This is a genomic window from Ruegeria sp. I1, from assembly GCF_056532675.1.
In genome coordinates this window covers 190,497-217,470 of the sequence record NZ_JBQFNM010000006.1, presented here as the reverse complement: position 1 = coordinate 217,470, position 26,974 = coordinate 190,497, and the positions used below count along the sequence as shown (strand labels likewise).

Annotated in this window: 28 protein-coding genes; 19 read left to right on the top strand and 9 right to left on the bottom strand. The window is 57.0% G+C overall.

Annotated elements, in window-relative coordinates; all coding sequences use genetic code 11:
• Positions 1-10 precede the first annotated feature (10 nt).
• The gene (locus ACR0DH_RS13320; protein ID WP_480549766.1) at positions 11-322 is read left to right on the top strand and encodes a hypothetical protein; all 312 of its coding nucleotides are present in this window, start codon (positions 11-13) and stop codon (positions 320-322) included.
• 19 nt (positions 323-341) lie between these two features.
• On the opposite strand, the gene ACR0DH_RS13315 is transcribed toward ACR0DH_RS13320, so the two are convergent.
• Together ACR0DH_RS13315 and ACR0DH_RS13310 are read right to left on the bottom strand one after the other, a co-directional pair.
• Positions 342-1,136, bottom strand: coding sequence for a maleate cis-trans isomerase family protein (locus ACR0DH_RS13315; RefSeq protein WP_480549764.1), 795 nt, complete (start codon positions 1,134-1,136; stop codon positions 342-344).
• Complete coding sequence (locus tag ACR0DH_RS13310) at positions 1,136-2,278, bottom strand: M24 family metallopeptidase (RefSeq protein ID WP_480549762.1); 1,143 nt, start codon at positions 2,276-2,278, stop codon at positions 1,136-1,138. The genes ACR0DH_RS13315 and ACR0DH_RS13310 overlap by 1 nt, the downstream gene beginning before the upstream one ends.
• Positions 2,279-2,346: 68 nt before the next feature.
• Here ACR0DH_RS13310 and ACR0DH_RS13305 point away from each other — a divergent pair, with 68 nt between their 5' ends.
• Positions 2,347-2,571 (top strand): hypothetical protein, encoded by a 225-nt coding sequence (locus tag ACR0DH_RS13305; RefSeq protein ID WP_480549761.1) that lies wholly within the window; start codon positions 2,347-2,349, stop codon positions 2,569-2,571.
• Positions 2,572-2,639: 68 nt separating this feature from the next.
• The gene (locus ACR0DH_RS13300) at positions 2,640-3,089 is read left to right on the top strand and encodes an Lrp/AsnC family transcriptional regulator (RefSeq protein ID WP_353009789.1); all 450 of its coding nucleotides are present in this window, start codon (positions 2,640-2,642) and stop codon (positions 3,087-3,089) included.
• A gap of 55 nt (positions 3,090-3,144) precedes the next feature.
• On the opposite strand, the gene ACR0DH_RS13295 is transcribed toward ACR0DH_RS13300, so the two are convergent.
• The 3 genes from ACR0DH_RS13295 to ACR0DH_RS13285 are packed head-to-tail and all read right to left on the bottom strand — an operon-like array spanning position 3,145 to position 6,645.
• The gene (locus ACR0DH_RS13295) at positions 3,145-4,314 is read right to left on the bottom strand and encodes a M24 family metallopeptidase (protein ID WP_480549759.1); all 1,170 of its coding nucleotides are present in this window, start codon (positions 4,312-4,314) and stop codon (positions 3,145-3,147) included.
• The gene (locus tag ACR0DH_RS13290) at positions 4,304-5,497 is read right to left on the bottom strand and encodes a diaminopropionate ammonia-lyase (protein ID WP_480549757.1); all 1,194 of its coding nucleotides are present in this window, start codon (positions 5,495-5,497) and stop codon (positions 4,304-4,306) included. The genes ACR0DH_RS13295 and ACR0DH_RS13290 overlap by 11 nt, the downstream gene beginning before the upstream one ends.
• Positions 5,494-6,645 (bottom strand): amidohydrolase, encoded by a 1,152-nt coding sequence (locus ACR0DH_RS13285; protein WP_480549755.1) that lies wholly within the window; start codon positions 6,643-6,645, stop codon positions 5,494-5,496. The genes ACR0DH_RS13290 and ACR0DH_RS13285 overlap by 4 nt, the downstream gene beginning before the upstream one ends.
• Positions 6,646-7,163: 518 nt before the next feature.
• Here ACR0DH_RS13285 and ACR0DH_RS13280 point away from each other — a divergent pair.
• Entirely contained in the window at positions 7,164-8,327 is a 1,164-nt protein-coding gene (locus ACR0DH_RS13280) for an iron-containing alcohol dehydrogenase (RefSeq protein ID WP_480549753.1), read from the top strand.
• Between the two features lie 28 nt (positions 8,328-8,355).
• On the opposite strand, the gene phnX is transcribed toward ACR0DH_RS13280, so the two are convergent.
• From phnX to ACR0DH_RS13265, 3 genes are all read right to left on the bottom strand, one after another.
• Positions 8,356-9,141 carry a phosphonoacetaldehyde hydrolase gene (gene phnX, locus ACR0DH_RS13275; protein ID WP_480549751.1) on the bottom strand — a complete coding sequence of 262 codons (786 nt, stop codon included), beginning with the start codon at positions 9,139-9,141 and terminating at the stop codon, positions 8,356-8,358.
• A gap of 256 nt (positions 9,142-9,397) precedes the next feature.
• Positions 9,398-10,288 carry an amidohydrolase family protein gene (locus ACR0DH_RS13270; RefSeq protein ID WP_480549749.1) on the bottom strand — a complete coding sequence of 297 codons (891 nt, stop codon included), beginning with the start codon at positions 10,286-10,288 and terminating at the stop codon, positions 9,398-9,400.
• On the bottom strand, positions 10,285-11,286 hold the full coding sequence (locus ACR0DH_RS13265; RefSeq protein WP_480549747.1) for a nuclear transport factor 2 family protein: 1,002 nt from the start codon (positions 11,284-11,286) through the stop codon (positions 10,285-10,287). Before ACR0DH_RS13265 ends, ACR0DH_RS13270 begins: the two co-directional genes overlap by 4 nt.
• Before the next feature lie 146 nt (positions 11,287-11,432).
• Between ACR0DH_RS13265 and ACR0DH_RS13260 the strand changes: the two genes are divergently transcribed.
• From ACR0DH_RS13260 to ACR0DH_RS13190, 15 genes are all read left to right on the top strand, one after another.
• The gene (locus ACR0DH_RS13260; RefSeq protein ID WP_170535381.1) at positions 11,433-12,482 is read left to right on the top strand and encodes an ABC transporter ATP-binding protein; all 1,050 of its coding nucleotides are present in this window, start codon (positions 11,433-11,435) and stop codon (positions 12,480-12,482) included.
• A gap of 84 nt (positions 12,483-12,566) precedes the next feature.
• Positions 12,567-13,793, top strand: a complete 1,227-nt coding sequence (locus ACR0DH_RS13255; protein ID WP_480549745.1) for an ABC transporter substrate-binding protein — start codon at positions 12,567-12,569, stop codon at positions 13,791-13,793.
• Between the two features lie 65 nt (positions 13,794-13,858).
• Positions 13,859-14,887, top strand: coding sequence for a carbohydrate ABC transporter permease (locus ACR0DH_RS13250; protein WP_480549743.1), 1,029 nt, complete (start codon positions 13,859-13,861; stop codon positions 14,885-14,887).
• Between the two features lies 1 nt (position 14,888).
• Positions 14,889-15,770: a carbohydrate ABC transporter permease gene (locus ACR0DH_RS13245; protein WP_170535375.1), complete on the top strand. Its 882-nt coding sequence runs from the start codon at positions 14,889-14,891 to the stop codon at positions 15,768-15,770.
• A 135-nt stretch (positions 15,771-15,905) separates the two neighbouring features.
• Positions 15,906-16,436 carry an ester cyclase gene (locus ACR0DH_RS13240; RefSeq protein WP_480549741.1) on the top strand — a complete coding sequence of 177 codons (531 nt, stop codon included), beginning with the start codon at positions 15,906-15,908 and terminating at the stop codon, positions 16,434-16,436.
• An 11-nt stretch (positions 16,437-16,447) separates the two neighbouring features.
• Positions 16,448-17,779 (top strand): histidinol dehydrogenase, encoded by a 1,332-nt coding sequence (gene hisD / locus ACR0DH_RS13235; protein WP_480549739.1) that lies wholly within the window; start codon positions 16,448-16,450, stop codon positions 17,777-17,779.
• Complete coding sequence (locus ACR0DH_RS13230) at positions 17,776-18,828, top strand: ester cyclase (protein ID WP_480549737.1); 1,053 nt, start codon at positions 17,776-17,778, stop codon at positions 18,826-18,828. Before hisD ends, ACR0DH_RS13230 begins: the two co-directional genes overlap by 4 nt.
• 1 nt (position 18,829) lies before the next feature.
• Positions 18,830-19,597: an SDR family NAD(P)-dependent oxidoreductase gene (locus ACR0DH_RS13225; protein ID WP_480549735.1), complete on the top strand. Its 768-nt coding sequence runs from the start codon at positions 18,830-18,832 to the stop codon at positions 19,595-19,597.
• A complete protein-coding gene (locus ACR0DH_RS13220; protein ID WP_480544596.1) occupies positions 19,597-20,616 on the top strand; it encodes a LacI family DNA-binding transcriptional regulator in 1,020 nt (339 codons plus the stop codon). Before ACR0DH_RS13225 ends, ACR0DH_RS13220 begins: the two co-directional genes overlap by 1 nt.
• Positions 20,613-21,587: a nuclear transport factor 2 family protein gene (locus tag ACR0DH_RS13215; RefSeq protein WP_480544597.1), complete on the top strand. Its 975-nt coding sequence runs from the start codon at positions 20,613-20,615 to the stop codon at positions 21,585-21,587. The genes ACR0DH_RS13220 and ACR0DH_RS13215 overlap by 4 nt, the downstream gene beginning before the upstream one ends.
• A gap of 150 nt (positions 21,588-21,737) precedes the next feature.
• Positions 21,738-22,697 (top strand): cupin domain-containing protein, encoded by a 960-nt coding sequence (locus tag ACR0DH_RS13210; RefSeq protein WP_480549733.1) that lies wholly within the window; start codon positions 21,738-21,740, stop codon positions 22,695-22,697.
• Entirely contained in the window at positions 22,694-23,296 is a 603-nt protein-coding gene (locus ACR0DH_RS13205) for a class I SAM-dependent DNA methyltransferase (protein ID WP_480549731.1), read from the top strand. The genes ACR0DH_RS13210 and ACR0DH_RS13205 overlap by 4 nt, the downstream gene beginning before the upstream one ends.
• 9 nt (positions 23,297-23,305) lie before the next feature.
• The gene (locus ACR0DH_RS13200; protein ID WP_480549729.1) at positions 23,306-24,427 is read left to right on the top strand and encodes a cobalamin-independent methionine synthase II family protein; all 1,122 of its coding nucleotides are present in this window, start codon (positions 23,306-23,308) and stop codon (positions 24,425-24,427) included.
• Positions 24,424-25,119, top strand: coding sequence for an alpha/beta fold hydrolase (locus tag ACR0DH_RS13195; protein ID WP_480549727.1), 696 nt, complete (start codon positions 24,424-24,426; stop codon positions 25,117-25,119). The genes ACR0DH_RS13200 and ACR0DH_RS13195 overlap by 4 nt, the downstream gene beginning before the upstream one ends.
• Positions 25,116-25,811, top strand: coding sequence for an RraA family protein (locus ACR0DH_RS13190; RefSeq protein ID WP_480544605.1), 696 nt, complete (start codon positions 25,116-25,118; stop codon positions 25,809-25,811). The genes ACR0DH_RS13195 and ACR0DH_RS13190 overlap by 4 nt, the downstream gene beginning before the upstream one ends.
• 83 nt (positions 25,812-25,894) lie before the next feature.
• On the opposite strand, the gene ACR0DH_RS13185 is transcribed toward ACR0DH_RS13190, so the two are convergent.
• Positions 25,895-26,917, bottom strand: a complete 1,023-nt coding sequence (locus ACR0DH_RS13185; protein WP_480852361.1) for an AraC family transcriptional regulator — start codon at positions 26,915-26,917, stop codon at positions 25,895-25,897.
• Positions 26,918-26,974: the final 57 nt, after the last annotated feature.

Below are 26,974 nucleotides of genomic sequence, written 5' to 3'. Positions count from 1 at the left end.
GGTCGGATCCTTGGACGTTAGACTTACGGATAAAGCTGTCAAAGACAGGGTTCTAAGGATCTGGCTGCGCCGTGTCCCAGAAGCGGGTGGTTTTCTTCAGGCCTGGCATATTGATGCAAACGAGAATGAGCGGCAGATCGGCAGCGCAACTTTGTATGGCAGAGGGGTCGGATCGACGGCGCAGGAACGCGCAATGCTGTTGTTTCGCCTGCCTCCGGATACCGATGATCTGAAGCTTTCAGTTGGGGATCGCGTTCAAGTTCGTATTGAAGAAGGAAGCGACTTCAAAGAGCTGAATCTCGATGTATCTGAGGTCGAGTAGTGTTTGGAATTTGAAGAACTTAGCCAGTTTTGCTTAGATGCCTACCAGGGTGTTCGAAGATTTGTCCGAATCCTTCAAGCTTATCCATAATTCCTGCGCGGCGTAGACAGGACCAGAATTGCGCCTGGTTCGATGTGATGACCGGTTTGCCTGCTGCCTGTTCAATCTCATCCACCACTTCCAATGATCTGATACCCCCACAGGACAAGAAGATTGCATCGGCTTCGGGCCGGTCGATCTCTAGGGCAAATTCTTTCCAATAAGATGGCTCGACCTTGCCGAACTCAATACCGGTTGCAAGACACAGGCCTTGAATGTCCAGAACATCGAACCCTGCGGCTAATAGATATTCGGCCTCGGCGGTGTTAACGTCATCCAGATAAGGTGTGCCAACGACGATCTGTTTGGCACCAACCTCACGCAGGGCGTCCATGACGCCAGTGACAATGCACATCGGTTGCGCATATGGCGCGCCTTTGCGGATTTCTCGAAAGACGTTCTCTTCGCGGCAAACAATCGACCCCGACGTGCAGCTGTAGCTGATAACGGATGGTTTCACATCGGGCTGTAGGCGCGAAGCGGCGTCGGCCATGTGATCGATGTGGCGGGCCAGAGTTTCATTTGTTGTATAGTCGTCAGTCTTCAGGCGGGTGATATGAATGCCCACACCTTCAGGGGCCATCGCATTTAAATCCGCCTCGCTGGCAAGATCGGTCGACATCAAAATGAAGCCCAAGCTGCCACGATGAGCGATACCGCCTCCCATAAGCGGCGTGCGAGCTATCGAGTGCACAATATCTCCGGTCTTAAACATCAGACGATGACCTCCTCAATTGCCTTGGGGTGATGTGTAACCTGTTCCCAGCCGGTTTCGGTAATGATGAACGTATCGCCAACCTGTGCGCGAAAGTCATCGGTCGAAACCGCGCCATCGACGGCAAAGACCATACCGGGCTGAATGACGGTCTCGTCCCCGGTTACCAGCTGCGGTGCCTCAAGAAAGCTGAATCCTGTAGCCCGGCCGCAGCGAAACGGATATTCAAACCCGGCGTCCTGAATGACTTCGGCATAGGTGGCATGCACACTTTCTGCGGACACACCGGGTTTGAGCGCATCCAGCGCAGCCTGTTGGCTGGCGACGGCGACCTCGTAGATTGCGACCTGCTTTGGGTCGGGATCGCCGATCCAGAACATGCGGTCAAATCCGACCTTGAAGCGATGAAAATTGGTCAACCCGCAGAAACACATGAACACCGGCTCGCCATGGCGCATAATACGGTTTGTGGCGCGATGATGTGTCTTGGTCAGTTGATCGCCCGAGGCCAAAATCTGCAGGAAATGCATGTTGGGCGACATGTCGCTGTCTTCGTAATGCGCCGCTAAAAGTTCTGCCGCTTTGCGGGTTCCTGCTTGCGAGGTGGCAATCGCAACCTCATACTCGGGCACCCCATCCCCGATGGCTGCACGACCCGCCGCCACCATGGTCGAAGCGACTTCACCCGCGTGACGGGCCAGTTGCAGCTCGTAAGGTGATTTGATCATTCGCATATCGGTCAGGATCGGGGTCGCACTGGCCAATCGGTCTGTTCCGACAAGCTCATCCACGTATGCGCGTACAATGGGCGGCATATGGTCCGGTTCAATCCCAACCTTGGTGGCGCTTTTGACTGCGTTGGGCAGTTCCGCGCGCCATTCTTCGCCCATCCCATCATTCCAGGCTGCGATCCGGTCCACACGCGCAGAATACCTGGCCGCATTCAGATCAATCGTCGGTGTGATCAGTAGCGAAGGACCATCTTTTGGAACTGCCAATATGGTTGGACGGCCAAACTCCATATGCAGATAGTCATAATATCCAGTCAGGTAGTAGACATTGTCGTCATCGGTGATCAGCGCGATGTCGATTCCCGCCTTGGCCAGTTTGGTTTGAAACCGGGACAGCCTTTCGTCAAACATATATGGCTTCCTTGCGTGTTTGGTTTTTTGGCATCGTTCCACAGATGGTTCGGCGACGTGCATGTCTCATGAGCCAGCATACAATTCGCAAAGCAACCTTTGATATGAATTCATCATGGTTGGGGGAGATGGAAATACGCTTACCGTTCAGGACAAAACCATCCCTCAGATGCAAAGACGTAACTGCATTTTTTGGGTTTGTTTCTGCCAACATGGCTTCCGTGGTGCGCTGGATTGAGCATTTATTCAAGAAACATTCTGTCGTCATCTTAGACAATGATGGCGAGGTTTGACGTCGAACACTATTCGTTAGGTGAGGTTTCGCGTTGCTAGTGGCGCCAAGTAAGAGCATTGTGATCGTATGGATGACAAAGACTTAGAGCTGCTCGCGCTGGTGCAGAAAAACGCACGTCAAACCGCCGAATCCTTGGGTTTGGAAATCGGTTTGTCGACCCCGGCGGTTCAGAAACGTTTAAAAAAGCTACGCGAAACGGGCGTGATCGAGAAAGAGATTGCGGTTCTCTCGCCGCCCAAGCTTGGGCGGGAACTGACGGTTATCGTCGAAGTTAAATTGGTTCGGGAAAGCCGTTTGCATCTGGACAATTTCAAGCGGTTGATGCGGAACAGCCCGGCGGTCCAGCAATGCTACTATACGACAGGTGAGGCAGATTTTGTTGTGATCGTCGTTGTAGCGGACATTAAGGAATATGAGGCGTTTACACAGGAATATTTCTTTGACGATTCCAATGTGAACGGGTTCACCTCTTCCATTGTTATGGATCGTGTAAAAGTATCGCTTGATATCCTGTGACGGCGCGATTGCGCCCCCAGACGTTGAAGTCGGGAAGCGCGTCGATAGTAAATCTCTAGATCACGATTAGGCTCTGCGGTGCGCGGGTGGTCAAAAGCTCTGCGCCGTGTTTGCGGATAACGATGTTTTCTTCATGCACCATCATCAAGCCGGACCCGTAAGACAGCGATGGCTCAAGCGTCAGCACCATGTCGTCTTCAAGAACTGTTTCATCGAAGGCCGCGTGCGAAGGTTGTTCAGTCAGTTGCAGTCCCAACCCATGTCCCAGGCGGCCAATATCGCCGCCCGAGGGGTCGATTTCAGCGATCACCTCTGACATGGCCCGAAACAGATCTTTGCAAGTGTTTCCGGGTATTGCGGCCTCTAACCCGGCTTCGGTCGCGCGCCAGAGCGTATCATAGGCCTGGCGGGTCGCATCATCGGCGTGACCGATGGCCCAGTTGCGGTCAAAGTCGCAGAAATATCCATCCCAGACGCAGCCGGTATCCAGCATCACCACATCACCCGCCTGAAGCGGGCGGCGAGAAGGAGGCGAGATGACATCTGCATATCCGCCAGATGCGGCTGCCCCCACGAGATAGGGCGCATTATCTGCACCCTGTGCCAGCGCTTCGCGGCGAAAGGCGCGGAATACATCTTCCAGCGGCATGCCCTCGGACACGAGTTCGGGCACCCGTGCAAAGGTGGCTGAGCCGATGGCGCAAATATGGGCGAGTTTTTCGATCTCGGCCTCGGATTTCACCATGCGCAGATGTTGCATCAGGCGGGTTGCGTCGGCGATGTGCAAGCCGGGCAGGGCGGCAACCAGCCGCTCCCAATCCCCAAGAGGCATGCGCAGCTGCGTCTCATGCCCTTTCAGGACACCGATCCTGTCACCAGCTTTTGCCAGCGGCGCAAGAAGATCGGTTAGCAGGCTGATGCCATCATCTTCGGGGCAGGGTGCGCTCCATGTGCGGATATCATCCAGCCAGGTTTGACGCATCAGCTCTGCCCCAATCTCGGGGATGATCGCGATAGGTTTGCCCGCAGCGGGGACGAATAGAAACCAGGGGCGCGTTGGGCTTTGCCAAAACAATGTCTGGAAGCCGGTAAAGTAGGCGACTTCGGGTTCCGTCATCAAAAGAAGACCGGCAAGGCCGTCTTGGATCATTCGGTCCTGGGCTTTTGCGGTGCGCGCCGCGAATTCTGCTTCGGGGAAGCCGCGTTCGGGGGCGCTAGGCTGCATCGCGGCCTTCCATAATCATCTGGAAAATGGCCGGATCTGTCACACCTTCGGACCCGATCAGCAACACGCGAGACTCGCCGTCCAGACCCAACTGCGCCGATACATCGTCATCCGTGCGTGCCATGATCAAAGCCGCCAGACCGGCAACCGCGCTCTCACCTGCTTCAAGCGCTGTGTCTCCGGGCAACGGCCGCGCCAACAGCCGTACTGCCGGTGCAACAACGCTTTCCGGGATCGTCAGGAAATCGGTGGCTTCCTCGGCGAGGATCTCCCACGCCAGAGGCGAAGGTTCGCCGCAGGACAGACCCGCCATGATCGTCTCTTCAGCGATCGCGACAGAGGTGGCGGCACCCGCCTTTGCGCTTTCGAACAGGCAGGCCGCCAGTTCTGGTTCAACGATGATCACGCGCGGAGAGCTCTCGCCCCAATATTGGCGCAACGCGGCGGCAACACCTGCTGCAAGCCCGCCAACACCACCCTGCAAGAAAACATGGGTCGGTGCCTGATCCAATGCCTCACAGATTTCGCGAGTCATTACCCCGTAGCCCGCCATGACATCGCGTGGCGGTAGGGAATAGCCGGGCCACGAGGTGTCGGAGACCACAAACCACCCGTTCTCGTGGGCCTCGGATTTCGCCAGAACGACCGATTCATCATAATCGCCCGCGATCCGGATCACGTCCGCCCCCAAATCGCGCATGGCTTCGGCACGGCCTTCGCTGACCTCCGCGTGAATATAGATGCGGCAGGGCGCGCCAAAGCGCTGACACCCCCAGGCAAGCGAGCGTCCGTGATTGCCGTCGGTGGCCGAAACCAGCGTGATTTTGGCCACTTCATCGCTGTATTTACCCTGACGGATGTCCGACAGGCTAGCCTCGGCTCCAAGGCGCTTTGAAATCTCGCGCTGCAGCACACGCAGGGCCGCATAGGCCCCGCCAAGGGCCTTGAAGCTACCAAGGCCAAAGCGCGGGCCCTCATGCTTGTACAAAACCTCGCCAACACCGATCTGCTTGGCCAGGGTTTTCAGGGACACAAGGGGTGTGGGCGCATAGCTGTCCCAGGCCATGATCTCGGATTGGGCTGTGGCGAAATCTGCTGCGGTAAGGACTCTGTCTGATGCATCACCGGTTTTGCGGGTCACAGCGACATGGCCCAGATGGGCTTTTGGAAGAAGGTCGGTCACGATTTGTCCTCTTTGGCAGGTAGGCGATCCCGCACCAGCGCGGCCCAGAAGGCTGCGCCGATTGGCAGAAGCGCGTCGTTAAAGTCATAATCCGCAGCATGCAGCGGTTGGCCATGCGCACCCTCGGTGCCATTGCCAAGCAACAGAAAGCAGCCCGGCACAGCGGCAGAGAAATGGGCGAAATCTTCCGAAAAGCTCATCGGTGGGCGCTGACCATCGGCTTCAAGCCCGGCAGCCTGCGCGGCGCGCAGAACCGCATTGACGGGTTCGGGTGCGTTTATCGTTTCGATGAATTCCGTGTTGAATTGCATCGTCGCCGTCACGCCGTGTGTGGCGGCCACACCATCGACGATCTGGCGCATGAAATGTTCGACGGCCTGACGATCCTCGGGCAGCCGTGCCCGAACATCGCCTTTCAAAACCGCGTTCCCCGGCAGGACGTTTCTTTGCCCATCGGTTGTGAACTCGGTCACCGACACCACGGCGCCCGCACTGGGGGCCAGTTTGCGCGAGACGATGGTCTGCAGGGCCAGCACCATTTCAGCACCCACTGTGATCGCATCCACCCCCATCTGCGGCATCGACGCATGACCGCCTCTGCCAGTGATCTGAATTTCGAACAGGCTTTCTGAGGCGCAAATTTGACCCGGACGGGTCGAAACCTGCCCCACAGGGGCACCGGGCAGATTGTGGATGGCGTAGACCTCTTGAATCGGGAACCGCTCCAGCAGCCCTTCCTCAATCATCGCTTGCGCCCCCAACCCGTGTTCTTCGTTTGGTTGGAAGATGAACACGACCGTGCCGTCGAAATCTGTGTCACTGACCAGCATTTCTGCGGCCCCCAACAGCATCGCCATATGGCCATCGTGACCACAGGCATGCATGACGCCGGGATTGGCGGATACATAGTCATGAGTGCTTTGTTCCGCGATTGGGAGGGCATCCATATCGGCCCGTAACCCGATGGCGCGGTTTCCGGTTCCGGCCTTTAGAATGCCGACGACCCCGACACCTTCGTGCACTTCGAGCCCCAACTCGCGCAAACGAGCAGCAATGACCGCCTTAGTGCGGTGTTCATCGAAACCAAGCTCTGGGTCCCGATGGAATGCTTGCCTGAGTTTGATGAGATTCTGTAGATGCACGTTCAAAATGACTCCTGTGGACCGCTACTGAGACGATAGCCTGGGCGATGATTTCTTGGCGTCGATCATTCGACAATGTGTGATTAAAATTGTCACAAACCTCGCAAATCATGAGGCTTTCCCGAGAGTAGCGCAAGTTGCGCCAGCGGTGGGGTGGCGAATCGGATTTTTGATATCTAGCCGTTTCCAAAAGTGCACACTCGTTGGGTTGCTTACTGCGCTTGTCTGCGACGAAGCCATTGATCTCGGCAGGCAAGTTGCGTGTTCTCGGTTGGAGGATGGTGAGGTGTTTAAGGGCAAGAATTTGATGCTCAAGCCCGTCTACATGTCCATCGATGACTTCAAAACAGCGAGATACCGCCGTGGTTTTGCAGAGGTCTGGCCCGGGCATTCAGGCTCCGATGCGCATTTACACTGGTTGAGTAAAAAATTTGTCGGTTCAGGGACATCTGTGTCGTTTCTTTCTACCCAGATGAAGGTGCGTCGTTACACTCTGTTGGAAACACAGACGGCAGGAGATGCATATGCCACCATTCAACGTAGGCCGGGTTCCTCCGGCAACTTTCGGTGCGGGCAGGATTGCGAAAGTACCAAAAATCGTCAGCGAGTTAGGTGGCGGTCCGGTGCTGATTGTATGTGACGCCTTTCTTGCTGAAATCGGGGCCACCGAAAGGTTGACCAAAGGGTTGTCTGCCGAAGGCATTGCCTTTGACTTGGCAGCCGATGTGTCCGGTGAGCCAAAAGAAGCGTTGGTGGATAGTCTGAGTGCGCGTGCACGCGAGATTGATGCCGGTGTGGTTGTTGGTCTCGGCGGCGGTGCGGCGATGGATGCGGCCAAACTGGTGGCTGCGATAGCCCGGTCCGGTCGAGCCGCTGCCGAATTTGCGCTGGCGGCTCAGCCGTTGCCCGCAGGTGGCATCCCGGCAATAGCGATCCCGACCACCGCCGGTACCGGTTCAGAGGTGACCAGAACGTCCGTAATCTCGCAGGCAGATGGCAGCAAGATTTGGTTCTGGGGAGAAGAACTTATGTTCGCGCAGGCCGTGCTGGATCCTGAACTGACGCTTAGCTTGCCAGCGACCCTCACAGCTTGGACCGGCATAGATGCTGTTGCGCATGCCCTAGAGGGTGCGACAGCGCGTAACACCAGCCCTGCAGGCCAGCTTTACGGTTTGGAAGCGCTTCGTATTCTAACCGATGCCTTGCCGCGGGCCGTGGCGGACGGCACCGACCTTGAGGCGCGCGGACGTGTTCTTTGGGCCAGTATGGTTGCGGGTCTCGCGCTGCACAATTGCAACACGCATATGGGCCACAATATCAGCCACGCTCTGGGGTCTTTGGTGCGTATCCATCACGGGCTGGCGACGGGTCTGGCGTTAGAGGCCAGCCTGCCGTGGCTGGTTGCACACCCTGAAGGTGCTGAAAACTATGCGCGCGCAGCGAAGGCGATGGGGGCAGCAGAAAGCGCCGAGGCTTTGCCAGAGGCTTTGTCAAACCTTATGCGCAGGTGCCAGATATCGCCAGAGCTGCCCGCAGAATGCGCCAGCGTGACAGTGGAGGCCTTGGCGACCGAAATGCGAATCCCGGCCAATATTGGTATGGCCCAAAACGCGGCCTGTTCGGTCAACGACGATGATCTGGATCAGATGGCCTCACTGATGCTGCGTAAAACAGTAGTGAACGCATGACACTCTGGTCGCACCGATTGACTTGATGCTAAGCGGAGCTGCTTAGCTGCCTGACCAATGCTGGCAAGTCAGCAACTGTGTCGATGACATAGTTGGCCCCGGCGTCCGTGAGGATTTTCGTTGCCTGGACGCGCAGGTGGTCAACCTCTGCATCGGATAGCGCATTCAACTCTTCCGGCGTTTTGCCGACGGCATTGCCCGAAAGGGATACTCCGACTGTGACACAACCGGCTGCAACGCCTTCCTTGATGCCCGGTTCGGTATCGTCAACTTTGATGATCGCCGAAGGCGGGTAGGCCACCAGATCAACCATGCATTTGTACATGCCCAGAGGGCCAGGGCGACCTTCGGGTAAGTCGTCTGAACACACCAGATTGTCGGGTGAGTACCCCTGACGTGCCGCAACAGGGAGCACGTGCTCCATGATGGAGCGGGTATAGCCTGTGGTCGAGCCGATCTTCAGGCCCATGGCACGTAGCTCATCAATCGCAGTTTTGCCGCCCGGTACAAGATCAGCGTAATCGGCAGCGACCTTTTCATTCATGGGCACAAAAACCTCATAAACTCTGTCGACATCTGTATCAGAAGGCGCTGAACCATATTGACTTTCCCACTGAGCAGCGATGTCGGGCATGTCCATCATCTGACGAATGTGATCCCATTTCGGAGCGCCCATCGGTGCGCGGGTCTGTTCAATTGTTGCCTCGATACCGAATTGAGCGAATGCTTTGACGAAGACACCCATGGGCGCGAAGGAGCCAAAATCGACCATGGTTCCTGCCCAATCAAAAACAACAGCTTTGAAGGTGTTCATTGGAATTCCTTGTGTTCGAGGCGTTGGCCGTTTTGTGGCATAGAACGACTATAGTTGCACTGTTTGAATGGGATGTGACGGCTGGTGGTGTTGCAGAAGCAGAGAACCCCTAAAATCCCAGGTTCAGAAGACAAATGAAACCCGACTGCTTTCTAACTCACATCCATTGTGAAACTTAAGCTTGGATCTTGCTGGGCATCGTGCATAGGCCCCTAAAAGTCGGCCCATTCTGACCCCGTTGTTTCATACAGGAAGTTCATTTGGCCGACGTATAAAGACCATAGAAGTGCGCGGCTGTGTCCCGAAACACGAGCGCATGCGCGTCGACTGGGATCAGCTTCTGATATGCCCGCATCAACGTGACGTAGTCGCCGTAAAGCTTATCGACGGGGAAGTTCGATCCGAACATGACCCGCTTGGGTCCGAATTGATCCAGGCATTCTTCGACCATCGGACGAATGCTATCAACGGTCCAGCCATGATCGAACATTCCCAATCCAGATAGTTTGCAGGTGACATGGGGTAGCTCGGACAGGCTGCGCAGTCTCTGGGCCCAGTCCTTCAGACCGGCCGAGCTTCGGTCATGGGGTGATCCTGCGTGGCAAAGGGCAACAGGTGTGTCAGGCGCTTGTTCCAACACGCGGGCGGTCTTGTCCATCAGCTCAGGAATAAGCTGCAGGTCAAAGCTGAGGCCTCGCTGACCGGCTTCTGTGAGGCCACTCAAAAAGCCAGGGTGATCCAGCAGAGTGTTGGTGCCGGTCTGCGCATCCTCTCCTGGCGCGCGTCCAATGATTTGGCGAACACCCCGGACCGTCGGCAAGGTCTGAAACGTATCCAGTTGCGTAGACAAATCCGCTGAGATGAGATCACAAAACACCACCTGCGCCATGGGCCAGTCGGGATTGGCATCAGCGACGGATTGCACCCACCGGGCTTCCTGTAACCCGCTTTCAGCGCCCACCTGAATATGAACCGAGGCGCGAATACCGCAATCTGCGGCCTCCGACCGGAATTCGGATAACAGATAGTCGCGCTGAATAGGTGTCGGGTCGCCAAAGAACCGTTTCACCCCGCGCGCCATAAGCCAGGGATAGTGGACAGCGCTCAGGTCCCAAAGATGATGATGGGCGTCGATCCAATCGGTCATGTTCTGGGCACCTCGGCCATTCGGGCCAGAATATCGACCCCTTGTTGCTTCCAGAAGTGAAGAAGGTCGATGAATATCCAGTTTTCGGCCAGTTTATCCCCGGAGCGCCGATAGATGTCGATCACCCGGAACTCACCCGCCTTATCGGTCGCAGGCATGCCCATGAAACCGCCGGTGGGACGTGCAGTGAAGTTCGGCCAGCCAAAGAACCCACCATAGTGCCCTTCAGCCATACGGCAGATGTGATTGGTCTTGGAACGCTCAGCGAACGATGCCCGGAACGGTCCTGCATGTTGTTTCGCATAGCGTTCGATCGTGTAAGTCGCGCCGATGCCAGAGGGGCCCCACCAGATCATATCCTCACACCATGTGCGGCGCAGCTCGTCCTCAAGGCTCAGGCCGCTGTCCCAACGGCCAAGATCGGAGATCATTGCGTTGATTATGGCAAGGGTCCGGTTGCCTTCTTCGGTGGGCTGCGGGCCGAACATCAGGCCATCATGTGTCATCGGTCCCGGCTGAACCAATTGGGCGGCGGTTTGCGGCGGGAAGGGGTGCAGACCGGCCTGCATCATCAGATGAGGGATGTCGAAATACATCGCTGTTTCGGTGATTTTGCCGTTCTCAACCCTGTTGAACTCGCAATATCGCAGAAAGGCCATCTTGCCGGTGGGCGGGATGCCCAGCCAGCTTGTGTCGAACAAGCCCATCAGATGACCCATTGAGACGACCCAAACCGAGTTGAACCCGTCGATCTCGTTTGCGCCTGCCATGAACACATCCATTCGGCGCTGTAAACCGGTCAGGCTGGCGCTGAGTGGTTGCCAGAATGCACGGGCGACTTCATCGATTCCCTGTAGTTCGTTGAAGGGGTGGAATCCCCGCCAAACAAGCCCGTCAGCGCAGTATCTTGAGAGTGTTCCCACGACGGTTGCGTCCTCGCATCGACTCAGCGCTTCGTAAAAACTGAGGACGAGTTTCTTCTCGGATTCATATGGCATTCTGTTATCTTTCAATGTGTTAATGAGGGCTTGGTGGTGCTGTCCACAGAGTTTGCATTCGCATGCAAAAAAAGCTTGCCATAGGCTTTTCTGAATGTCTATGTTTCTGCAAGCGTATGCACAATGAATGCGCAAGGGAGGACAGAATGGCCGAAATCCAACTTCGCAATGTCGGTAAACGTTGGGGATCATTTGTCGGCGTGGACAATTTTGATCTGACAATTGCCGACAAGGAGTTTCTGGTTCTTCTTGGCCCGTCAGGATGTGGCAAAACCACGACCATGCGCATGATTGCAGGGCTTGAAGATGCCAGCGAAGGTGACATTCTGATTGACGGTGCACGCGTCAATGACATGGAGCCCAAGGACCGTGATGTCGCCATGGTGTTCCAGTCTTATGCGCTCTATCCGAACATGAATGTCTATGAGAACATTCGCTTTCCGCTGAAAGTTCGCGGCATTGACCCCGCCACCCATGATGAAAAGGTGCGTCGCGCTTCGGCGATGGTTGAGTTGGACGATTTCCTGCACCGCAAACCGGCCGAACTGTCCGGTGGTCAGCGTCAACGGGTTGCCCTGGCGCGTGCTATTGTGCGGGAGCCGAACGTGTTCCTGATGGATGAGCCGCTGTCGAACCTTGACGCCAAGCTGCGCGTTTCGACGCGCGCTCAGATCAAGAACCTGAGCCATGAGCTTGCAGTCACCACCATCTACGTGACCCACGACCAGATTGAGGCGATGACGCTGGCGGATCGCGTGGTGATCATGAAGCAGGGTGTGGTTCAGCAGGTTGGCTCACCCACCGATATCTACGATGAACCCGCCAACACATTTGTAGCCAGCTTTATCGGCAACCCGGCGATGAACCTTGTCGATGGTGAGGTTCAGGGCGGCGTGTTCCGCGCCCAAAGCACCGAGGTGCACGGGCTGAACGCGCCTGATGGCCCCATCACACTGGGTTTTCGCGCCGAAGACGCAAATGTTGTGGAAAGCGGCGGTGAGATCAACGCGCCAATCTACACGCAAGAGCTTTTGGGCGACAGCACCATGGTCTCGGTTCGGATCGGTGGTGCGCTGGTCTCGGTCAAGGCTGACAAGACCTATCGGGCTGAAATCGACGATCAGGTTTCGATCCACATCCATACCGATCACTGCCATCTGTTCGATGCACAAACAGGTGCGCGCCTGACCGGCTAAACGGTGAAATCAAGCCCGCAACGACGGGTCAAACCCGGGTGCAGACTTCGAAGATGCACCCATTCCATCTAGGGAGGAATACTCATGTTTCTAAAGAGAATTGCATTGGCTGGCTCAGTCGCCGCCTTTGCCGCAAGCGCAGGATATGCCTGCGAAATCGGCGGTCGGGTCAACATTGTTGGCAACGAATTTGCGGCCATTCAGGCGGTTGCGGCCGGTGCCAAGGAATGTACCGGCGCGTCGGTTGAATCCAACCTGACATCCGAGCACCAGACGATCAACGTGGCTGGTCTTTCGGGCAACCCGTCGGAATACACAAGCGCCATTATCGCCAACAGCTCGATTGTGGCTTTGATGAACGAAGATGTCATTCGTCCGCTGAACGATCTGGTGGAAAAGCATGGTCAGGATCTGCAGCCGGGACAGCTGATCAAGATCGGCGATGACATCATGGCCGTCGCCTTCATGGCGAACGCGCAGCACCTGATGTACCGCAAGGACGTGCTGGAGCAAGCGGGTGTCGAAGTGCCGACGACCTATGAGGAACTGCTTGAGGTGGCCGAGGCCATTCGTGAGCAGGGCATCATGCAGAACCCTGTTGGCGGTGCTTACCAATCCGGTTGGAACCTGGCGCAGGAATTCAACAACATGTTCCTTGGCTATGGCGGTCAGCACTTCCAGCCCGGCACAGCCGAGCCCAATGTGAATTCTGAGGCTGGTGTGAATGCGCTGAACATGATGAAGGCGCTGTCGGAATACATGAATCCCGACTTCCTGACCCATGATTCCAACGCCACCAACGCTGAATACCGCGCCGGCAACGTTGCGATCATGAACATGTGGGGATCGCGTGCCTCGCAGCAGACCACCACCGAAGGCGTGCTGCAAGAGGTGATCGATGGTCACGCAATTGGTGCACCGCTGACAGTGGGCGGCGGGGAAACCCCGGCATCGACCCTATGGTGGGATGGCTGGACCGTCGGCAAGAACATCTCGGATGAAGAGGCCGAGGCCACCTTCATCGCCATGAAACACGGCATCCGTCCGGACATGCTGAATGATGAGACCACGCCGCTGGCGGTTTGGCTGATCGAAGGCTACGAGCCCGCTGCTGATGCAGAAGGCGTGTTTGCAGCGGCTAAAATGGGCACACCCGCCTATCCGATGCTGCCGTACATGGGTCTGATGCACAGTGCGCTTGGCAACGAACTGGCCGACTTCATGCAGGGCAAGGAAAGCGCTGAACAGGCCCTCGCCGATGTCGAGGCCGCCTATCGCGCCGCAGCCATCGAGCAAGGCTACCTGCAGTAAAACGCAGCTTGTGCGGGCGCCTCTGGTAGCCGCCCGCACAAACACACCGATGCAAGGATTGCGACATGCGCCATAAGACATTCCTTTGGTTCTTCCTGCCCACAGGACTTGCGATGTTGCTGTTCATCGCGATGCCCATCGTGTCGGTCGTGATCCAATCGATCTTTGCACCACATCCCGCCGTTCTGTTGGAAGTAGAAAACTGTACACCGCTGATCGGCTGCACAACAGAAACGACCATCGACCAAGAGGCCACTGCCGCCCTGCGGGAGGCTCAACCTTTGGGTCGGTTTGTTGGGCTGGGCATCTATTTTGACCGCGGTCACCTGGCGATCCAGGAAATCAGCCAGATGTGGGCGGCCAATGAGACTTTTGGCGGCTTTTTCTCGGACCTAGGTAACCTGCCATTCTATCGTGCAATGGCGTTTACGCTGACGTTTACCTTCATTGTAACGCCGCTGACGATCCTGCTGGGTCTGGTCATTGCACTGGCTGTGAATTCGTTGCATCGGCACCTCAAAGGGCTGATGATCTTCTTCTCTCTTCTGCCCATGATCGTCACTCCGCTGATCGGTTCGCTGATCCTGTTCTGGATGATCGACAGTCGCGGTGTCATCGGAAACGCCCTTGTGTACATGGCAGGAGACCCGAATTTCAGCCTCAAGGCCTCGACCGGGCTGATGTGGGTGGCCTTGATGGTTTATGGCGTCTGGAGCTCGGCCCCATTTGCCTTCGTCGTGTTCTATGCCGGGCTGCAAACGCTGCCACAGGATCAGATCGAAGCTGCACAGATTGATGGCGCAACCCGCTGGCAACAGGTCAAGTTCGTGGTCGTCCCGCACCTGATGCCTCTGGTCACGTTTGTGGCTCTGATCCAGCTGATGGATAACTTCAAGGTGTTTGAACCAATCATCGGCTTCAGCGCTCAGGCACACGCGCAATCTCTCAGTACCTTCATATTTGATGACCTTGGCGGTGAAACCCGCCAGCTCTCATCTGCCGCCGCAACCTCTGTGATGACGATAATCGGCGTCGCCATTCTTCTGTCGCCCGTGCTTGTCCGCACCTGGCGCGACTTTAAAGGAGCACGATAACATGGCCAGTCGCGCACAAAGAATGCCAACAAGCCTTCGGGTCGCCTCGTCCCTGTTCGTGCTCCTTTGGTTTGTCCTAGCGGCCTTTCCGTTCCTGTGGACGGTATGGGGGTCGTTTAAGGTTGAGCTTGATTTCTTCTCAATCGCAGATTGGACCAATGCCCTAACCGGTGCCCGGACTGAGGCTGTCTATGGCTCGCCCTTTACCACCACCGGGTACGAGGGCGCGTGGATCCAAGAGGAGTTCTGGCGCAATGTTCTGAACACAGGGATCGTCTGTTTCTTTGTGGTAACCATCTCGCTGACGATTGGCACGCTGGGAGGTTATGCCCTGTCGCGGTCGTCCTACAATTACACCTTCTGGTTGCTGATTACCGCGCTAATCTTCCGTGCCATGCCGCCGATCACGCTGGTTTCAGGGTATCTGCTGCCGTTCTTTGAATGGAACATCTGGGGCATTCTACCGACCACGATCATCGTACTGGTGGCGATCAACCAGCCGTTCACCCTGTGGATGTTGCATTCCTTCTTCAAGAACATTCCAAGCGAGTTGGACGAAAGTGCCAAGGTTGATGGCTGCAACCAGTTCCAGGCCTTCCGCCGCGTGATCATTCCGGTGATGTGGCCGGGCGTGATTACCACCGGGCTGTTTTCCTTCCTGCTGGCCTATAACGACTTTGCCGTGGGCGCGATGCTGCTGTCTGAAAGCAATCGTACCATGGTGCCTGCCATCGCGGCCTTCCTCGGGACCACCCAAACAGAAGGCAATGTGATGTTTGCGGTCGCCGCAGTGGTTTCAGCCACCGTGCCTCTGTTCATCCTGGTCATGTTCTTCCAGCGCCAGATTGTCGGTGGCCTGACCGCCGGGGCGGTCAAGGGCTGATGAGCGCGAGTGCAAGACATAACGCCGTTGCGCGCCACCCGGCACTCAACCGGATGCCAAGGGATTTTCTGATAGCCGATTGACCCTCCCAGGCGACGCAGAAAACCTCTTGGCAACCAAATAAGGAATAGAAACATGAAGGGTTCGCGCCCCGAACAAGCCGTGCTGACCAAAAACACGGATATGTGCAAAACGGAAGAAACCCGCGCTGTCATCGAAGGCATGGTTGACGGGTTGAACGATCACCGCATCGACGATATTGGCGAATTCTTCGCCCAAGGCTTCCGCTGGATGGGTAATCAAGGCTGTGGCACCAAAACCGGCCTGCAGGAGTTTCAGGAAAACTGGCAACGCCCGTTCCAGGCCGCGTTCTCGGACAAGACCTGCATCGATGAGGCGCGTCTTTACATGGGGGAATGGGCGGCCGCCTTTGGCCGTCAGGAAGCCACCCATTCTGGTGAGTTTCTGGGGATAGCCCCCACCGGGAAAAGAGTTGAAATCCGGTACATGGATTTCTGGAAAGTCGTCGACGGCAAGATCGTCGACAACTGGGTGAATGTCGATTTCGCCCATGTTGCTGCTCAGCTTGGTGTTGATTTGTTCAACGGGCAGGGCTGGGAAACATTCGACCGGGGAGAGAGAACTCCGCCCCGGCCCGACAACTGAGGATCAGGACAATGGCTATCGAATATCTCAAACGCGGCAAACCCGAGGCTGACAGAGCAGAGGATGACGCCAAAACACGCGCAGTCGTCGAGGCAACGTTGAAGGATATCGAAACGCGCGGCGATGCGGCCGTACGCGAGTTGTCCGAGAAGTTCGACAATTACTCGCCGGAAAGCTATCGCCTGAGTCAGCAGCAGATCGATGACCTGATCGCCTCGCTGTCTGATCGCGAGCTGGCGGATATCAGGTTTGCGCAAGAGCAAGTGATGAACTTTGCGCAAGCGCAGCGGGATTCGATGCTGGATATCGAGGTTGAGACGCTACCGGGCGTGATCCTTGGCCATAAGAACATCCCGGTTCAATCCGTGGGTTGCTATGTGCCTGGCGGCAAGTTCCCGATGGTGGCCTCGGCGCATATGTCGGTGGCCACAGCCAAGGTGGCAGGTGTGCCACGGATTATCGCCTGCACCCCGCCGTTCAATGGCAAACCAAATGCAGCCGTGATCGCGGCAATGCATCTGGGTGGCGCGCATGAGATCTATGTGATGGGCGGTATCCAGGCCGTCGGTGCAATGGCGATCGGGACTGAGACGATCGAGCCTGTGCATATGCTGGTGGGCCCCGGCAACGCATTTGTCGCCGAAGCCAAACGTCAGCTCTTTGGCCGTGTGGGTATCGACCTGTTCGCAGGGCCGACCGAGACTATGGTCATCGCCGATGAAACTGCCGCCGATGCGGAACTTTGCGCGACCGATCTGCTGGGTCAGGCTGAGCACGGATATAACAGCCCCTGTGTATTGCTCACCAATTCGCGCAAGCTGGCCGAAGATACGCTGGCCGAGGTTGAGCGCATTCTGGGTATCCTGCCAACCTCGGGCACCGCGCGGGTCAGCTGGGATGAGTATGGCGAGGTGATCGTCTGCGACACGTATGACGAGATGCTGCAAGTGGCAGATGACATCGCGTCCGAGCACGTGCAGGTGATGACAGACCGTGATGACTGGTTCCTGGAGAACATGACCTGCTATGGCGCGCTGTTCCTCGGGCCGCGCACCAATGTGGCAAATGGCGATAAGGTAATCGGCACCAACCATACCCTGCCTACCAAGAAAGCCGGGCGCTATACCGGTGGTCTCTGGGTCGGTAAGTTCATGAAAACTCACAGCTATCAGAAGGTCACAACCGATGAGGCCGCGACCATGATTGGCGAATTCGGCTCGCGCCTGTGTATGCTCGAAGGCTTTGTGGGTCATGCCGAGCAATGCAACATCCGGGTACGCCGCTATGGCGGGATCAATGTGCCCTATGGCGAAGGCGCACCCTATCGCGAGGCCGCAGAATGAGTGATGTGCATTCAGCGAACAAAGCGCTGATTGCGCCGCTTCGTGCGGCGATGCACGATTTTGATGATGTGCGGGTGCAGGCAACGCTAAACGGCGCGTTTGCCCCGGACGCCATGGTTCACATGCCGCATCCTTTCGGGGATCTTAAGGGGCCGCAGGCGCTGTATCAGATCTGCCATGCGCCACTGTTGAAGGCGATGCCTGATCTGGAACGGCGCGATTGGATCGTAGTTGGCGGGTGCACCGAACATGGCGATGACTGGATCGGGTGCGGGGGCCACTACTACGGCACTTTTGTCGCCCCTTGGCTGGACATTCCGCCAACAGGTCACTTGACCCATATGCGGTTCCACGAATTCTACCGGATCGTCGATGGTCAGGTGGTCGAGCTTCAGGCGATCTGGGACATTCCCGAGGTCATGATGCAGGCCAGGGCCTGGCCGATGGCTCCATCTTTGGGGCTGGAATTCTGCGTGCCGGGCCCGGCAACTCAGGATGGTATCGTACCGGGCCCGTGGAATGAGGCGCAGTCGAAGTCCTCCTGTAATCACATTATCGACATGCTGGACCATCTCAAGAAACATCCAAGCCAGGGTGGGCCAGAAGTGATGGAGATGCAGCGGTTCTGGCATCCACGCATGAATTGGTACGGCCCCGCCGGAATCGGCACCGGGCGCGGGATCGCCGGGTTCCGCAACTGGCATCAGATACCGTTTCTCAACGGCATGCCGGATCGCGGAAAATACGTCGACGACATCACGTATCATTTCTTTGGAGATGCGGATTACGCCGCCGTGACAGGTTGGCCAAACATGATCCAGACCGTCACCCATGATGGGTGGATGGGTATCGCGCCGTCGAATAGGCGGATCAGTCTGCGATCGCTTGATTTCTGGCGGCTTGAGAATGGCTTGATCCGCGAAAATTGGGTATTGGTCGACCTGTTGGATGCCTATCGGCAGCTGGGTGTTGACGTCTTTGCGCGTCTGCGCGAATTCAACAAGGCCCGCGTTCCGGGTGAAATACCATTCCCGGTTGGCGAGGTTTAAAATGGCTCAATTCCCCACGACACCCAGTTTCAAGTTGACCGGCAAACACGCACTGGTCGCCGGGGCCTCATCCGGCATAGGCCTAGCCTGCGCCGTGGCACTGGCCGAACACGGGGCCGAGGTGACCCTTGCTGCGCGCCGCACAGATGCCCTGAAAGAGATCGCCGCAGATATGACCGCGCGCGGGTGGTCTGCCAAAGTGCTCGAACTGGATGTAACCGATATCGAGGCGACAACTGCGGCCGTGGCCGAACATGGCCCCTTTGACATCCTTCTGAACTCTGCCGGTTCGGCGCGCCACAGCAAGGCGGTCGACACACATGCCGAAGATTTCGATGCGGTGATGAACATCAACGTCAAAGGCGCTTATTTTCTGACGCAAGCCGTGGCCAAAGGGCTGTTGGCCGCAGGGCGTCCCGGTTCCCTGATCAACATATCCAGCCAGATGGGCCATGTCGGCGGGCGCGAGCGGGCGGTCTATTGCGCATCGAAATTCGCGGTCGAGGGGTTCAGCAAGGCGATGGCGTTGGAATTCGCACCCGCAAAGATACGCGTCAACACAATCTGCCCGACCTTCATTCTGACCGATCTGACGCGCCCGACTTTCGATGACCCGGACAAGCGCGCCTGGATCCTCGACAAGATCAAACTGGGCCGTCCGGGCGAAATCGAAGATATCATGGGCGCGGTTGTCTATCTGGCCTCGGATGCATCGGGGCTGGTGACCGGAACATCTATGATGGTGGATGGAGGTTGGACAGCGGATTGATGGCAGTGCAAAAAGTCACATCGATGGATGTCGCGCGACTGGCCGGTGTAAGCCAGTCCGCCGTCAGTCGTGTGTTCACGCCAGGTGCGTCCGCATCCGCAAAAACCATTGCGAAAGTCCGCAAAGCTGCGGACCAATTGGGGTATCGACCCAATGTTTTAGCCCGCGCGGTGGTCTCGGGCAAAAGCCGCATCATCGGGCTTGTTGTCGCGTATCTGAACAATCAGTTCTATCCTGAAGCGCTTGAGAAGCTAACCAACACGTTGCAGGAGCGCGGCTATCATGCGTTGGTGTTCATGGCCTCGAACTCGGCTCAGAACATAGACAAGGTTGTCGGAGAAATTCTGGATTTTCAGGTTGACGGGATCATCGCCGCCTCGGTTGCGCTTTCATCCGATCTGTCTGCGCGCTGCCAGTCAGCCGGGGTGCCCATGGTTCTGTTCAACCGGGGGCAGGACGATCCGTCCATGTCGTCAGTGACATCGGACAATCTGGCCGGAGGCCGGAAAGTGGCCGAGTTCTTGTTGGCTGCCGGACACAAGAAAATCAGCTACATCGCCGGGTGGGAAGGCGCTTCGACCCAGCGAGATCGTGAGACAGGGTTTGTCGCGGCTCTGAACGAGGCACGCGTGACACTACACAGCCGCGAGATCGGCAACTTTGGTACAGAAGAGTCCAAAGAAGCCGCCCGCCGAATGTTCGCCTCAGACCCACCCGATGCTGTCTTTGTGGCCAATGACCATATGGCGATTGCCGTGATGGACACGCTGAGGTTCGAGTTGGGTTTGAAGATCCCTGAAGACGTTTCCGTAGTGGGGTATGACGATGTCGCCGTCGCGGCCTGGCCCAGCTATGACCTGACAACGGTCCGGCAGCCCGCCAACCGCATGGTGGCTGAAACCGTGGACATATTGCTCAGCAAAATCGACGACCCGGAGATAGAACCCAGGCAGCTTGAGATTGACGGACCGCTGATCATTCGCGGGTCTGCCCGCATACCTGAAGGATGGAAGACATGAAGGGATTTGATCCCAAATTCAAAGACTTTCCCGACTATATTATCGGGATCACCAAAGAGATCTGGGAAGATCGCGGCATTGCCACGCTGCATGACTACTACGGTGCGGATATCGTTGTGCGCACCCCCGGTTCTGTGGTCGTCGGCAATCAGGGCGTGATTGCGGCCACGATGGCAACGCTGGCCGAATTTCCCGACCGCACGCTGCTGGGCGAAGATGTCATCTGGTCGGGTACGCCGGAACAAGGGATGTTGTCGTCGCATCGCATCATTTCGACGGCGACCCATTTGGGCAATGGTGTCTATGGCAATGCAACAGGCAAGAAACTGGTCTATCGTATCCTGGCTGATTGTCACGCGATCAACAATAAGATCGACGATGAATGGCTGATCCGGGATCAGAGCGCCATCGTGCAGCAAATGGGTTGGGACCCCAAGGACTATGCCCGCGACTTGATCATGCGTGAGGGCGGCCCCGAGGCCTGTGTGCAGCCCTATACCCCTTTAAATGAGCAGCCGGGACCGTACAAAGGCAGCGGCAATGACAACGAATGGGGTGAGAAATACGCCGATATCCTGAACCGGATCATGAACGCAGATATGGCCGCAGTTGAGGCCGAATACGACCGGGCCGTTCAGTCGGAATATCCCGGTGGTGTAACTGGACACAGCTGGGGCCCGGTAGATCGGTTCTGGATGGGACTGCGCGCCTCATTCCCAAATGCCGAATTCGCCATTCAGCATCAGATCGGTCGAGAGGACCCGATGATGCCTCCGCGTGCGGCGATCCGCTGGACCTTGCACGGCACGCATGACGGCTGGGGCGTGTTTGGCAAACCAACCGGTGCCGAGGTCTTTATCCTTGGCATCAGCCATGCAGAGTTCGGCCCCTGGGGCCTGCGCCGCGAATACACTCTGTTCGACGAAACATCTGTCTGGAAGCAAATTCTGTTGAAAACCGGCGATCTGTAACATGCGACATCTGATGTCAAATCTGGACGCACGACAGTCGATGCGGCGCTACCACGCCCATCGGGCCAGTCTGCGCGCGCGGCGGTTAAATAACCGCCCGCCCGGATTTGGGGTTTTGAACCAGAAACCCCAAACAAAAGGAAGACAGAGATGAGTACAATTCAAAGCCGCATTGTTCGCTATGGCGAGTTGCAACCCTGCAAAACCGCGTTTATTGACGCACATACGCCGGGCTCGGACCAGAAAGAGAACTTTACCATTGTGGGCGGTGGTGTTTCAGAAAGCCCGGACCAGCATGTCCACATCACCGACAAGATCGGGTTCAATATCGGCGCGGCGGGGCAACCGCCGAAATGCCGCAACTCGCTGCACAGCCACACGACGGCCGAGGTGTTCTTTGTCGCCAAAGGCCGTTGGCGGTTCTTCTGGGGCCGCTATGGCACGGCGGGTGAGTTCATCGCAGAGGAAGGCGACATCTTCAACATCCCAACGGGCATCTTCCGTGGGTTTGAAAATGTGGGTCAGGATTATGGAATGATCATGTCGATCCTTGGCGGCGACGATGCGGGCGGAGGCGTAACATGGGCCCCTCAGGTTATCGAGGATGCGCAAGCCCATGGTTTGATGCTGGGCAACAACGGGGTTCTGTACGACAGCAAGAAAGGCGAGGAACTTCCTCATAACGTGCAGCCTATGCCGTTGCTGACCGAAGAGGAACTGAAGGCTTACCCGGAGGTTCCGGTTGGGGAAGTGATCGGCAAATATGTCGCCCGGTATTGGGACCTGATGGCTTTGGCGGCCAATGAACCTGCGGTGGTGATTGGCGAAAACGGCCTGATCAAAGATAAGCCGGGTTTTGAGGTCGATTTCCTGACCCGTGGATCGGCAGTGAACGGCCCGTTGAAAGCTGAAAAACCTGTGGTTCTGATGCCCGCAAGCGGTCATTGGCGGATAGCGATCAACGATGTTGAGACCACATTGTCCAACGGTGATACCGCGCTGGTCTTACCCGGCGAAACCTATAGCGTCGCACCGTCCATGACCGGGCAGGCGGGCCTGTACCGGATCACAGCCACCGACGATCCGGCCGGTGCCACCTGGGTCGGATGACGGTAAACCCCGACGATACCCATGCCGTCTATGAACGGCAGGCCAGGGCCTATGACGAGCAACGCTCGCGGGCCCTGTTCGAAGCGCGCTGGCTGGCGCGCTTCACCGCCAACCTGAAACCCGGTGGTCATGTGCTGGACCTGGGGTGTGGTGCGGGCGAGCCAATTGCGCGTTGGTTCATGGCCGAGGGGTTTAACGTCACGGGTGTTGATTTTTCTGAGGCTATGCTTGAAATCGCCCGCAGCCGTTGGCCCAAAGGGGATTGGCTACAGGCCGATATGCGGGATTTTGAGCTGAGCCAAAGGTTCGACGGGATTATTGCCTGGAACAGCTTTTTCCACCTAACCGCGGACGAACAAAAAGCCTGCATTGCGCGAATGGCGCGCCATCTGCGCAGCGGCGGTATGTTGATGCTGACTGTGGGGCATAGCGCGGGTGAGGCGCAAGGGACCGTTGGTGGTGAACTGGTTTACCACGCCTCGCTTTCCCCGGCTGGCTATGCGGCCTGTCTCGAAGACAACGGTATGATCTTAAGCGGATTTCTGGCCAAAGATCCCGAAACCCAAAGCCATACCGTGCTGATGGCACACAAGATGTAAGGAGGTCCCATGACCGTCAAAACAACACATGTCGGGTCTCTGCCGCGATCTCAGGAGGTTGTGGATTTCATTTTCGCACGAGAGAATACAAAAGAGTTTGACCAAGCCGAATTTGATGCGTGCATGACGTCAGCGGTGGCTGAAACCGTCCGCAAGCAGGTCGAGGCTGGGGTCGACATCGTGTCGGATGGCGAAACCTCGAAGATTTCATACGCGACCTATGTCAAAGACCGCTACACCGGATTTGCGGGGGATAGCCCTCGCAACGCACCAGCGGATCTGAAGATGTTCCCAGGTTTTTTGAAACGTCTGGCCGATGATGGCGGCACCCCTCAATATGCGCGCCCTATGTGTGTGGGCGAGGTGCGCTCGAAAGGGCAGGGAGAGTTGCAGAAAGATATAGCGAACCTTAAGGCGGCAATGGCGCAGCATGGAGTTGATCGCGGGTTCATGAATGCAGCGAGCCCCGGCGTGATCTCGCTATTCCTGCAAAATGATTTCTACCCCACGCGCGAGGCCTATCTGTCCGCGCTCGCCGATGCGATGAAGAACGAGTACGAGACCATTGTCGCTGCCGGTTTGGACCTGCAGCTGGACTGCCCCGATTTGGCCCTGTCTCGCCACATGCTGTTCACCGAGCTTTCTGATGAAGAGTTCGTCAAGGTTGCCGATATGCATGTCGAAGCCCTGAACCATGCGCTGCAGAACGTGCCCGCAGACAAGGTGCGCGTGCATATTTGCTGGGGGAATTACGAAGGGCCGCATTGCTGTGACATCGGCATGGACAAGGTGTTCACAACGCTGATGAACACCAAATCGCGATATGTGCTGTTTGAAACCTCGAACCCGCGCCACGCGCATGAATGGACCGTGTTCCGTGACCGCAAGGATGAGATACCGGACGACAAGGTGCTGGTGCCTGGCGTGGTCGATACCACGACCAATTTCGTCGAACACCCCGAAGTGGTCGCCCAACGTACCCAACGCTTTGTTGATATCGTTGGCGCTGATCGTGTGGTGGCCGGCTCGGATTGCGGCTTTGGGACCTTCGCCGGGTTCGGCGCGGTTGATCCCGACATCGCCTATGCCAAGCTGGGGGCGCTGTCCGAAGGGGTTTCCCTGCTCAAATGACCCCGCTTGTTCTATTGCCGGGTATGATGTGCGATGCACGCCTGTTTGCGCCACAGATCGCGGCGTTGTCAGGACACAGGCCAATCATAACCGCCCCAATTGGCGCGAGCGACACGGTGGAGGCGCTGGCTGCCGAAGTACTGTCCTTCGCCCCCCCGCGCTTTGCCATAGCAGGGCTGTCCATGGGCGGGATCGTTGCGATGGAGGTTCTGCGTCAGGCTCCCGACCGCATTTGTGGGCTGGCCCTATTGGACACCAACCCTTTGGCAGAAAAAGACGAGGTCAAAGCCAGACGCCAACCTCAGATCGACGTCGTCTTGGGTGGCCAGTTGCGCGCGGTAATGGCCGAGGAGATGAAGCCCAACTATCTGACTGACGGGCCAAATCGCAGCGCTATTCTGGACCTTTGCATGGAGATGGCAACCGACCTCGGGCCTGAGGTTTTTGTCAATCAGTCCAAGGCACTCCGAGATCGTCCGGATCAAAGCGCGACCTTGCGGGCCTATGACGGCGCTGCGCTGGTGCTATGCGGGCGAGAGGACACTCTGTGCCCAGTATCACGCCACGAGCTGATGCATAGTCTGATGCCCCAAAGCCGGTTTGAGATCATCGAAGATGCGGGCCACCTGCCCACATTGGAACAACCCGAGAGAACAACAGCGGCGTTGACCCGCTGGTTGGAGGCGATATGAAACAAACCCTTTTGGACCTGCTCAGATCAGTCGATACCCCGACAGTCTGCAACGCAATCGAAGTGGCGCAAGGCAAGCGTGGCTTCAACGCATTTACCCGCGGGACCATGCAGTGTTCTGACCCTGAAGCGAAACCCATGGTCGGATATGCCCGCACCGCAAAGATTGCCGCCGTGAACCCACCTACGGAATCGCCCGAGGTGATCCGAAAACGCCGGATGGAGTATTATCGGCATATGGCAACCGGGACCGGCCCGGCTGTTACTGTGGTGGAGGATCTGGACTATCCCGATTGCATTGGCGCCTATTGGGGCGAGATCAACACCACCGTCCATAAGGGGTTCGGCATCAGCGGCGCGCTGACCAATGGCGTGATGCGTGATCTTGGCGATCTGCCCGATGATTTCCCGGTTGTTGCTGGGTCAATCGGACCCAGCCATGGGTTCGTGCATGTGTGCGAAATCGGTACTCCGGTGTCCATATTCGGCCTTGAGATTCAGAACGGCGATCTTGTTCACGCCGACCGCCACGGCGCTTTGGTGATCCCGCCCGAGGTTGTGGACCGGCTCGAACAGGCAATCCTCAAATTGCTTGAAACCGAAAAACTGATCCTTGCCCCTGCACGCGCAGCAGGATTTGATTTTGAAGCCTTTGAAACAGCCTGGGCTGCGTTCGAGGCGTCGCGCACTTAGCGTCGCGACCGTGTGGTTCCGATCAGGACGTGTGTTGCAAAGCCTTTGGTTCTGGGCCAGATGGGTAAAGAAAGTTAGCGCATTTATGGAGTGTGCTTCTTGTAGGACCCAGGGGTCCGGTTTGTCCATTTCCGAAAAGCCCGGTAAAAATTCGCTGGGGCGGAAAAGCCGGTCTCATAGGCGATCTGCTCGATGCTATCTTGTCCCTGTAGCAAGGCACGTATGGCGATGTCGCGGCGCAAAGCGTCTTTGATATCCTGAAAGGATGTGCCTTCCTCGTTCAATCGCCGGTTCAGTGTGCGGGGTGTCATCTGAAGGGCAAGGGCAGCATCCGGCAGCTGACAGGTTTGCCAGGACGCGCTGTATAGAAAGGCGCGGACCCGCAGGCTGCAGGTATGCGCGCGTGAACCGGTGAAAATCCAATCAAGCGGCGCGCGCAGAAGAAAAACCGAAGCTTCGGTAGAACTGCGTGCAATCGGACGGCTGAATTTGCTGGGATCAAATAAAATGCTTGTATACGGTGCGTCAAATTCGACGGGGCAGGGGAAGACCACGGCATAGTCGGCTGCAAAATCGGGACGGGGAAAGGCAAAGTTCACAGCTTTGACCGGTGTCTCCACCCCGCTGAGCCAAGATAAAAGTCCATGCGCCAGTTTCAGCAATAGCATATGACCAAAGCGTTGCGGTCGGGTATGATCCAGATAGGGGATCAGCTTCAACTCCACCTGATCGGATGCGGTATCCAGGACCAGCCGGAAATCATCAAGCAACAGGTTCCAGAATGTCGTAAACCGATACAGGGCCGAAGTCAGACTGCCCGCCTCACGCTGCACGGTCACCAGATGTTGCAGCGCGCGGGGGCGGATTGGGCGGCTCCACAATCCCATCATCTCGTCGCCGGTCTCGGGCGCGGCTAACTGATAGAGCTGTGCGATCTCGTCGAGCGTAACGCGCTGGGTCGATGCCATTGGGCCGGGTTGCAGGCCCGAGCGCCGTAGCAGAGAGGACATCTCCGGCGGGGTGCAACACGATGTCAGAGCGTCCAGCCAATCTTGGACAAAACCCGCCGATACGGTGGTCAGAGAGATGGGGTCGGGACGAGTCATAGCAACTATAGTTTGGCGCAATCGGATACAAGCTTGTCAAGATATGAGCTTATCTGC

Excerpts from the sequence above, each read along its gene's own strand:
- ACR0DH_RS13185 (WP_480852361.1), bottom strand. The coding sequence starts at position 26,917 with ATGACTCGTCCCGACCCCATCTCTCTGACCACCGTATCGGCGGGTTTT.
- ACR0DH_RS13260 (WP_170535381.1), top strand. The coding sequence starts at position 11,433 with ATGGCCGAAATCCAACTTCGCAATGTCGGTAAACGTTGGGGATCATTT.
- ACR0DH_RS13270 (WP_480549749.1), bottom strand. The coding sequence starts at position 10,288 with ATGACCGATTGGATCGACGCCCATCATCATCTTTGGGACCTGAGCGCT.
- ACR0DH_RS13200 (WP_480549729.1), top strand. The coding sequence starts at position 23,306 with ATGACCGTCAAAACAACACATGTCGGGTCTCTGCCGCGATCTCAGGAG.
- ACR0DH_RS13280 (WP_480549753.1), top strand. The coding sequence starts at position 7,164 with ATGCCACCATTCAACGTAGGCCGGGTTCCTCCGGCAACTTTCGGTGCG.
- ACR0DH_RS13255 (WP_480549745.1), top strand. The coding sequence starts at position 12,567 with ATGTTTCTAAAGAGAATTGCATTGGCTGGCTCAGTCGCCGCCTTTGCC.
- ACR0DH_RS13245 (WP_170535375.1), top strand. The coding sequence starts at position 14,889 with ATGGCCAGTCGCGCACAAAGAATGCCAACAAGCCTTCGGGTCGCCTCG.
- ACR0DH_RS13300 (WP_353009789.1), top strand. The coding sequence starts at position 2,640 with ATGGATGACAAAGACTTAGAGCTGCTCGCGCTGGTGCAGAAAAACGCA.
- ACR0DH_RS13240 (WP_480549741.1), top strand. The coding sequence starts at position 15,906 with ATGAAGGGTTCGCGCCCCGAACAAGCCGTGCTGACCAAAAACACGGAT.
- ACR0DH_RS13195 (WP_480549727.1), top strand. The coding sequence starts at position 24,424 with ATGACCCCGCTTGTTCTATTGCCGGGTATGATGTGCGATGCACGCCTG.
- ACR0DH_RS13215 (WP_480544597.1), top strand. The coding sequence starts at position 20,613 with ATGAAGGGATTTGATCCCAAATTCAAAGACTTTCCCGACTATATTATC.
- hisD (WP_480549739.1), top strand. The coding sequence starts at position 16,448 with ATGGCTATCGAATATCTCAAACGCGGCAAACCCGAGGCTGACAGAGCA.
- ACR0DH_RS13205 (WP_480549731.1), top strand. The coding sequence starts at position 22,694 with ATGACGGTAAACCCCGACGATACCCATGCCGTCTATGAACGGCAGGCC.
- ACR0DH_RS13190 (WP_480544605.1), top strand. The coding sequence starts at position 25,116 with ATGAAACAAACCCTTTTGGACCTGCTCAGATCAGTCGATACCCCGACA.
- ACR0DH_RS13265 (WP_480549747.1), bottom strand. The coding sequence starts at position 11,286 with ATGCCATATGAATCCGAGAAGAAACTCGTCCTCAGTTTTTACGAAGCG.
- ACR0DH_RS13295 (WP_480549759.1), bottom strand. The coding sequence starts at position 4,314 with ATGCAGCCTAGCGCCCCCGAACGCGGCTTCCCCGAAGCAGAATTCGCG.
- ACR0DH_RS13210 (WP_480549733.1), top strand. The coding sequence starts at position 21,738 with ATGAGTACAATTCAAAGCCGCATTGTTCGCTATGGCGAGTTGCAACCC.
- ACR0DH_RS13310 (WP_480549762.1), bottom strand. The coding sequence starts at position 2,278 with ATGTTTGACGAAAGGCTGTCCCGGTTTCAAACCAAACTGGCCAAGGCG.
- phnX (WP_480549751.1), bottom strand. The coding sequence starts at position 9,141 with ATGAACACCTTCAAAGCTGTTGTTTTTGATTGGGCAGGAACCATGGTC.
- ACR0DH_RS13315 (WP_480549764.1), bottom strand. The coding sequence starts at position 1,136 with ATGTTTAAGACCGGAGATATTGTGCACTCGATAGCTCGCACGCCGCTT.
- ACR0DH_RS13230 (WP_480549737.1), top strand. The coding sequence starts at position 17,776 with ATGAGTGATGTGCATTCAGCGAACAAAGCGCTGATTGCGCCGCTTCGT.
- ACR0DH_RS13220 (WP_480544596.1), top strand. The coding sequence starts at position 19,597 with ATGGCAGTGCAAAAAGTCACATCGATGGATGTCGCGCGACTGGCCGGT.
- ACR0DH_RS13225 (WP_480549735.1), top strand. The coding sequence starts at position 18,830 with ATGGCTCAATTCCCCACGACACCCAGTTTCAAGTTGACCGGCAAACAC.
- ACR0DH_RS13305 (WP_480549761.1), top strand. The coding sequence starts at position 2,347 with ATGAGCCAGCATACAATTCGCAAAGCAACCTTTGATATGAATTCATCA.
- ACR0DH_RS13250 (WP_480549743.1), top strand. The coding sequence starts at position 13,859 with ATGCGCCATAAGACATTCCTTTGGTTCTTCCTGCCCACAGGACTTGCG.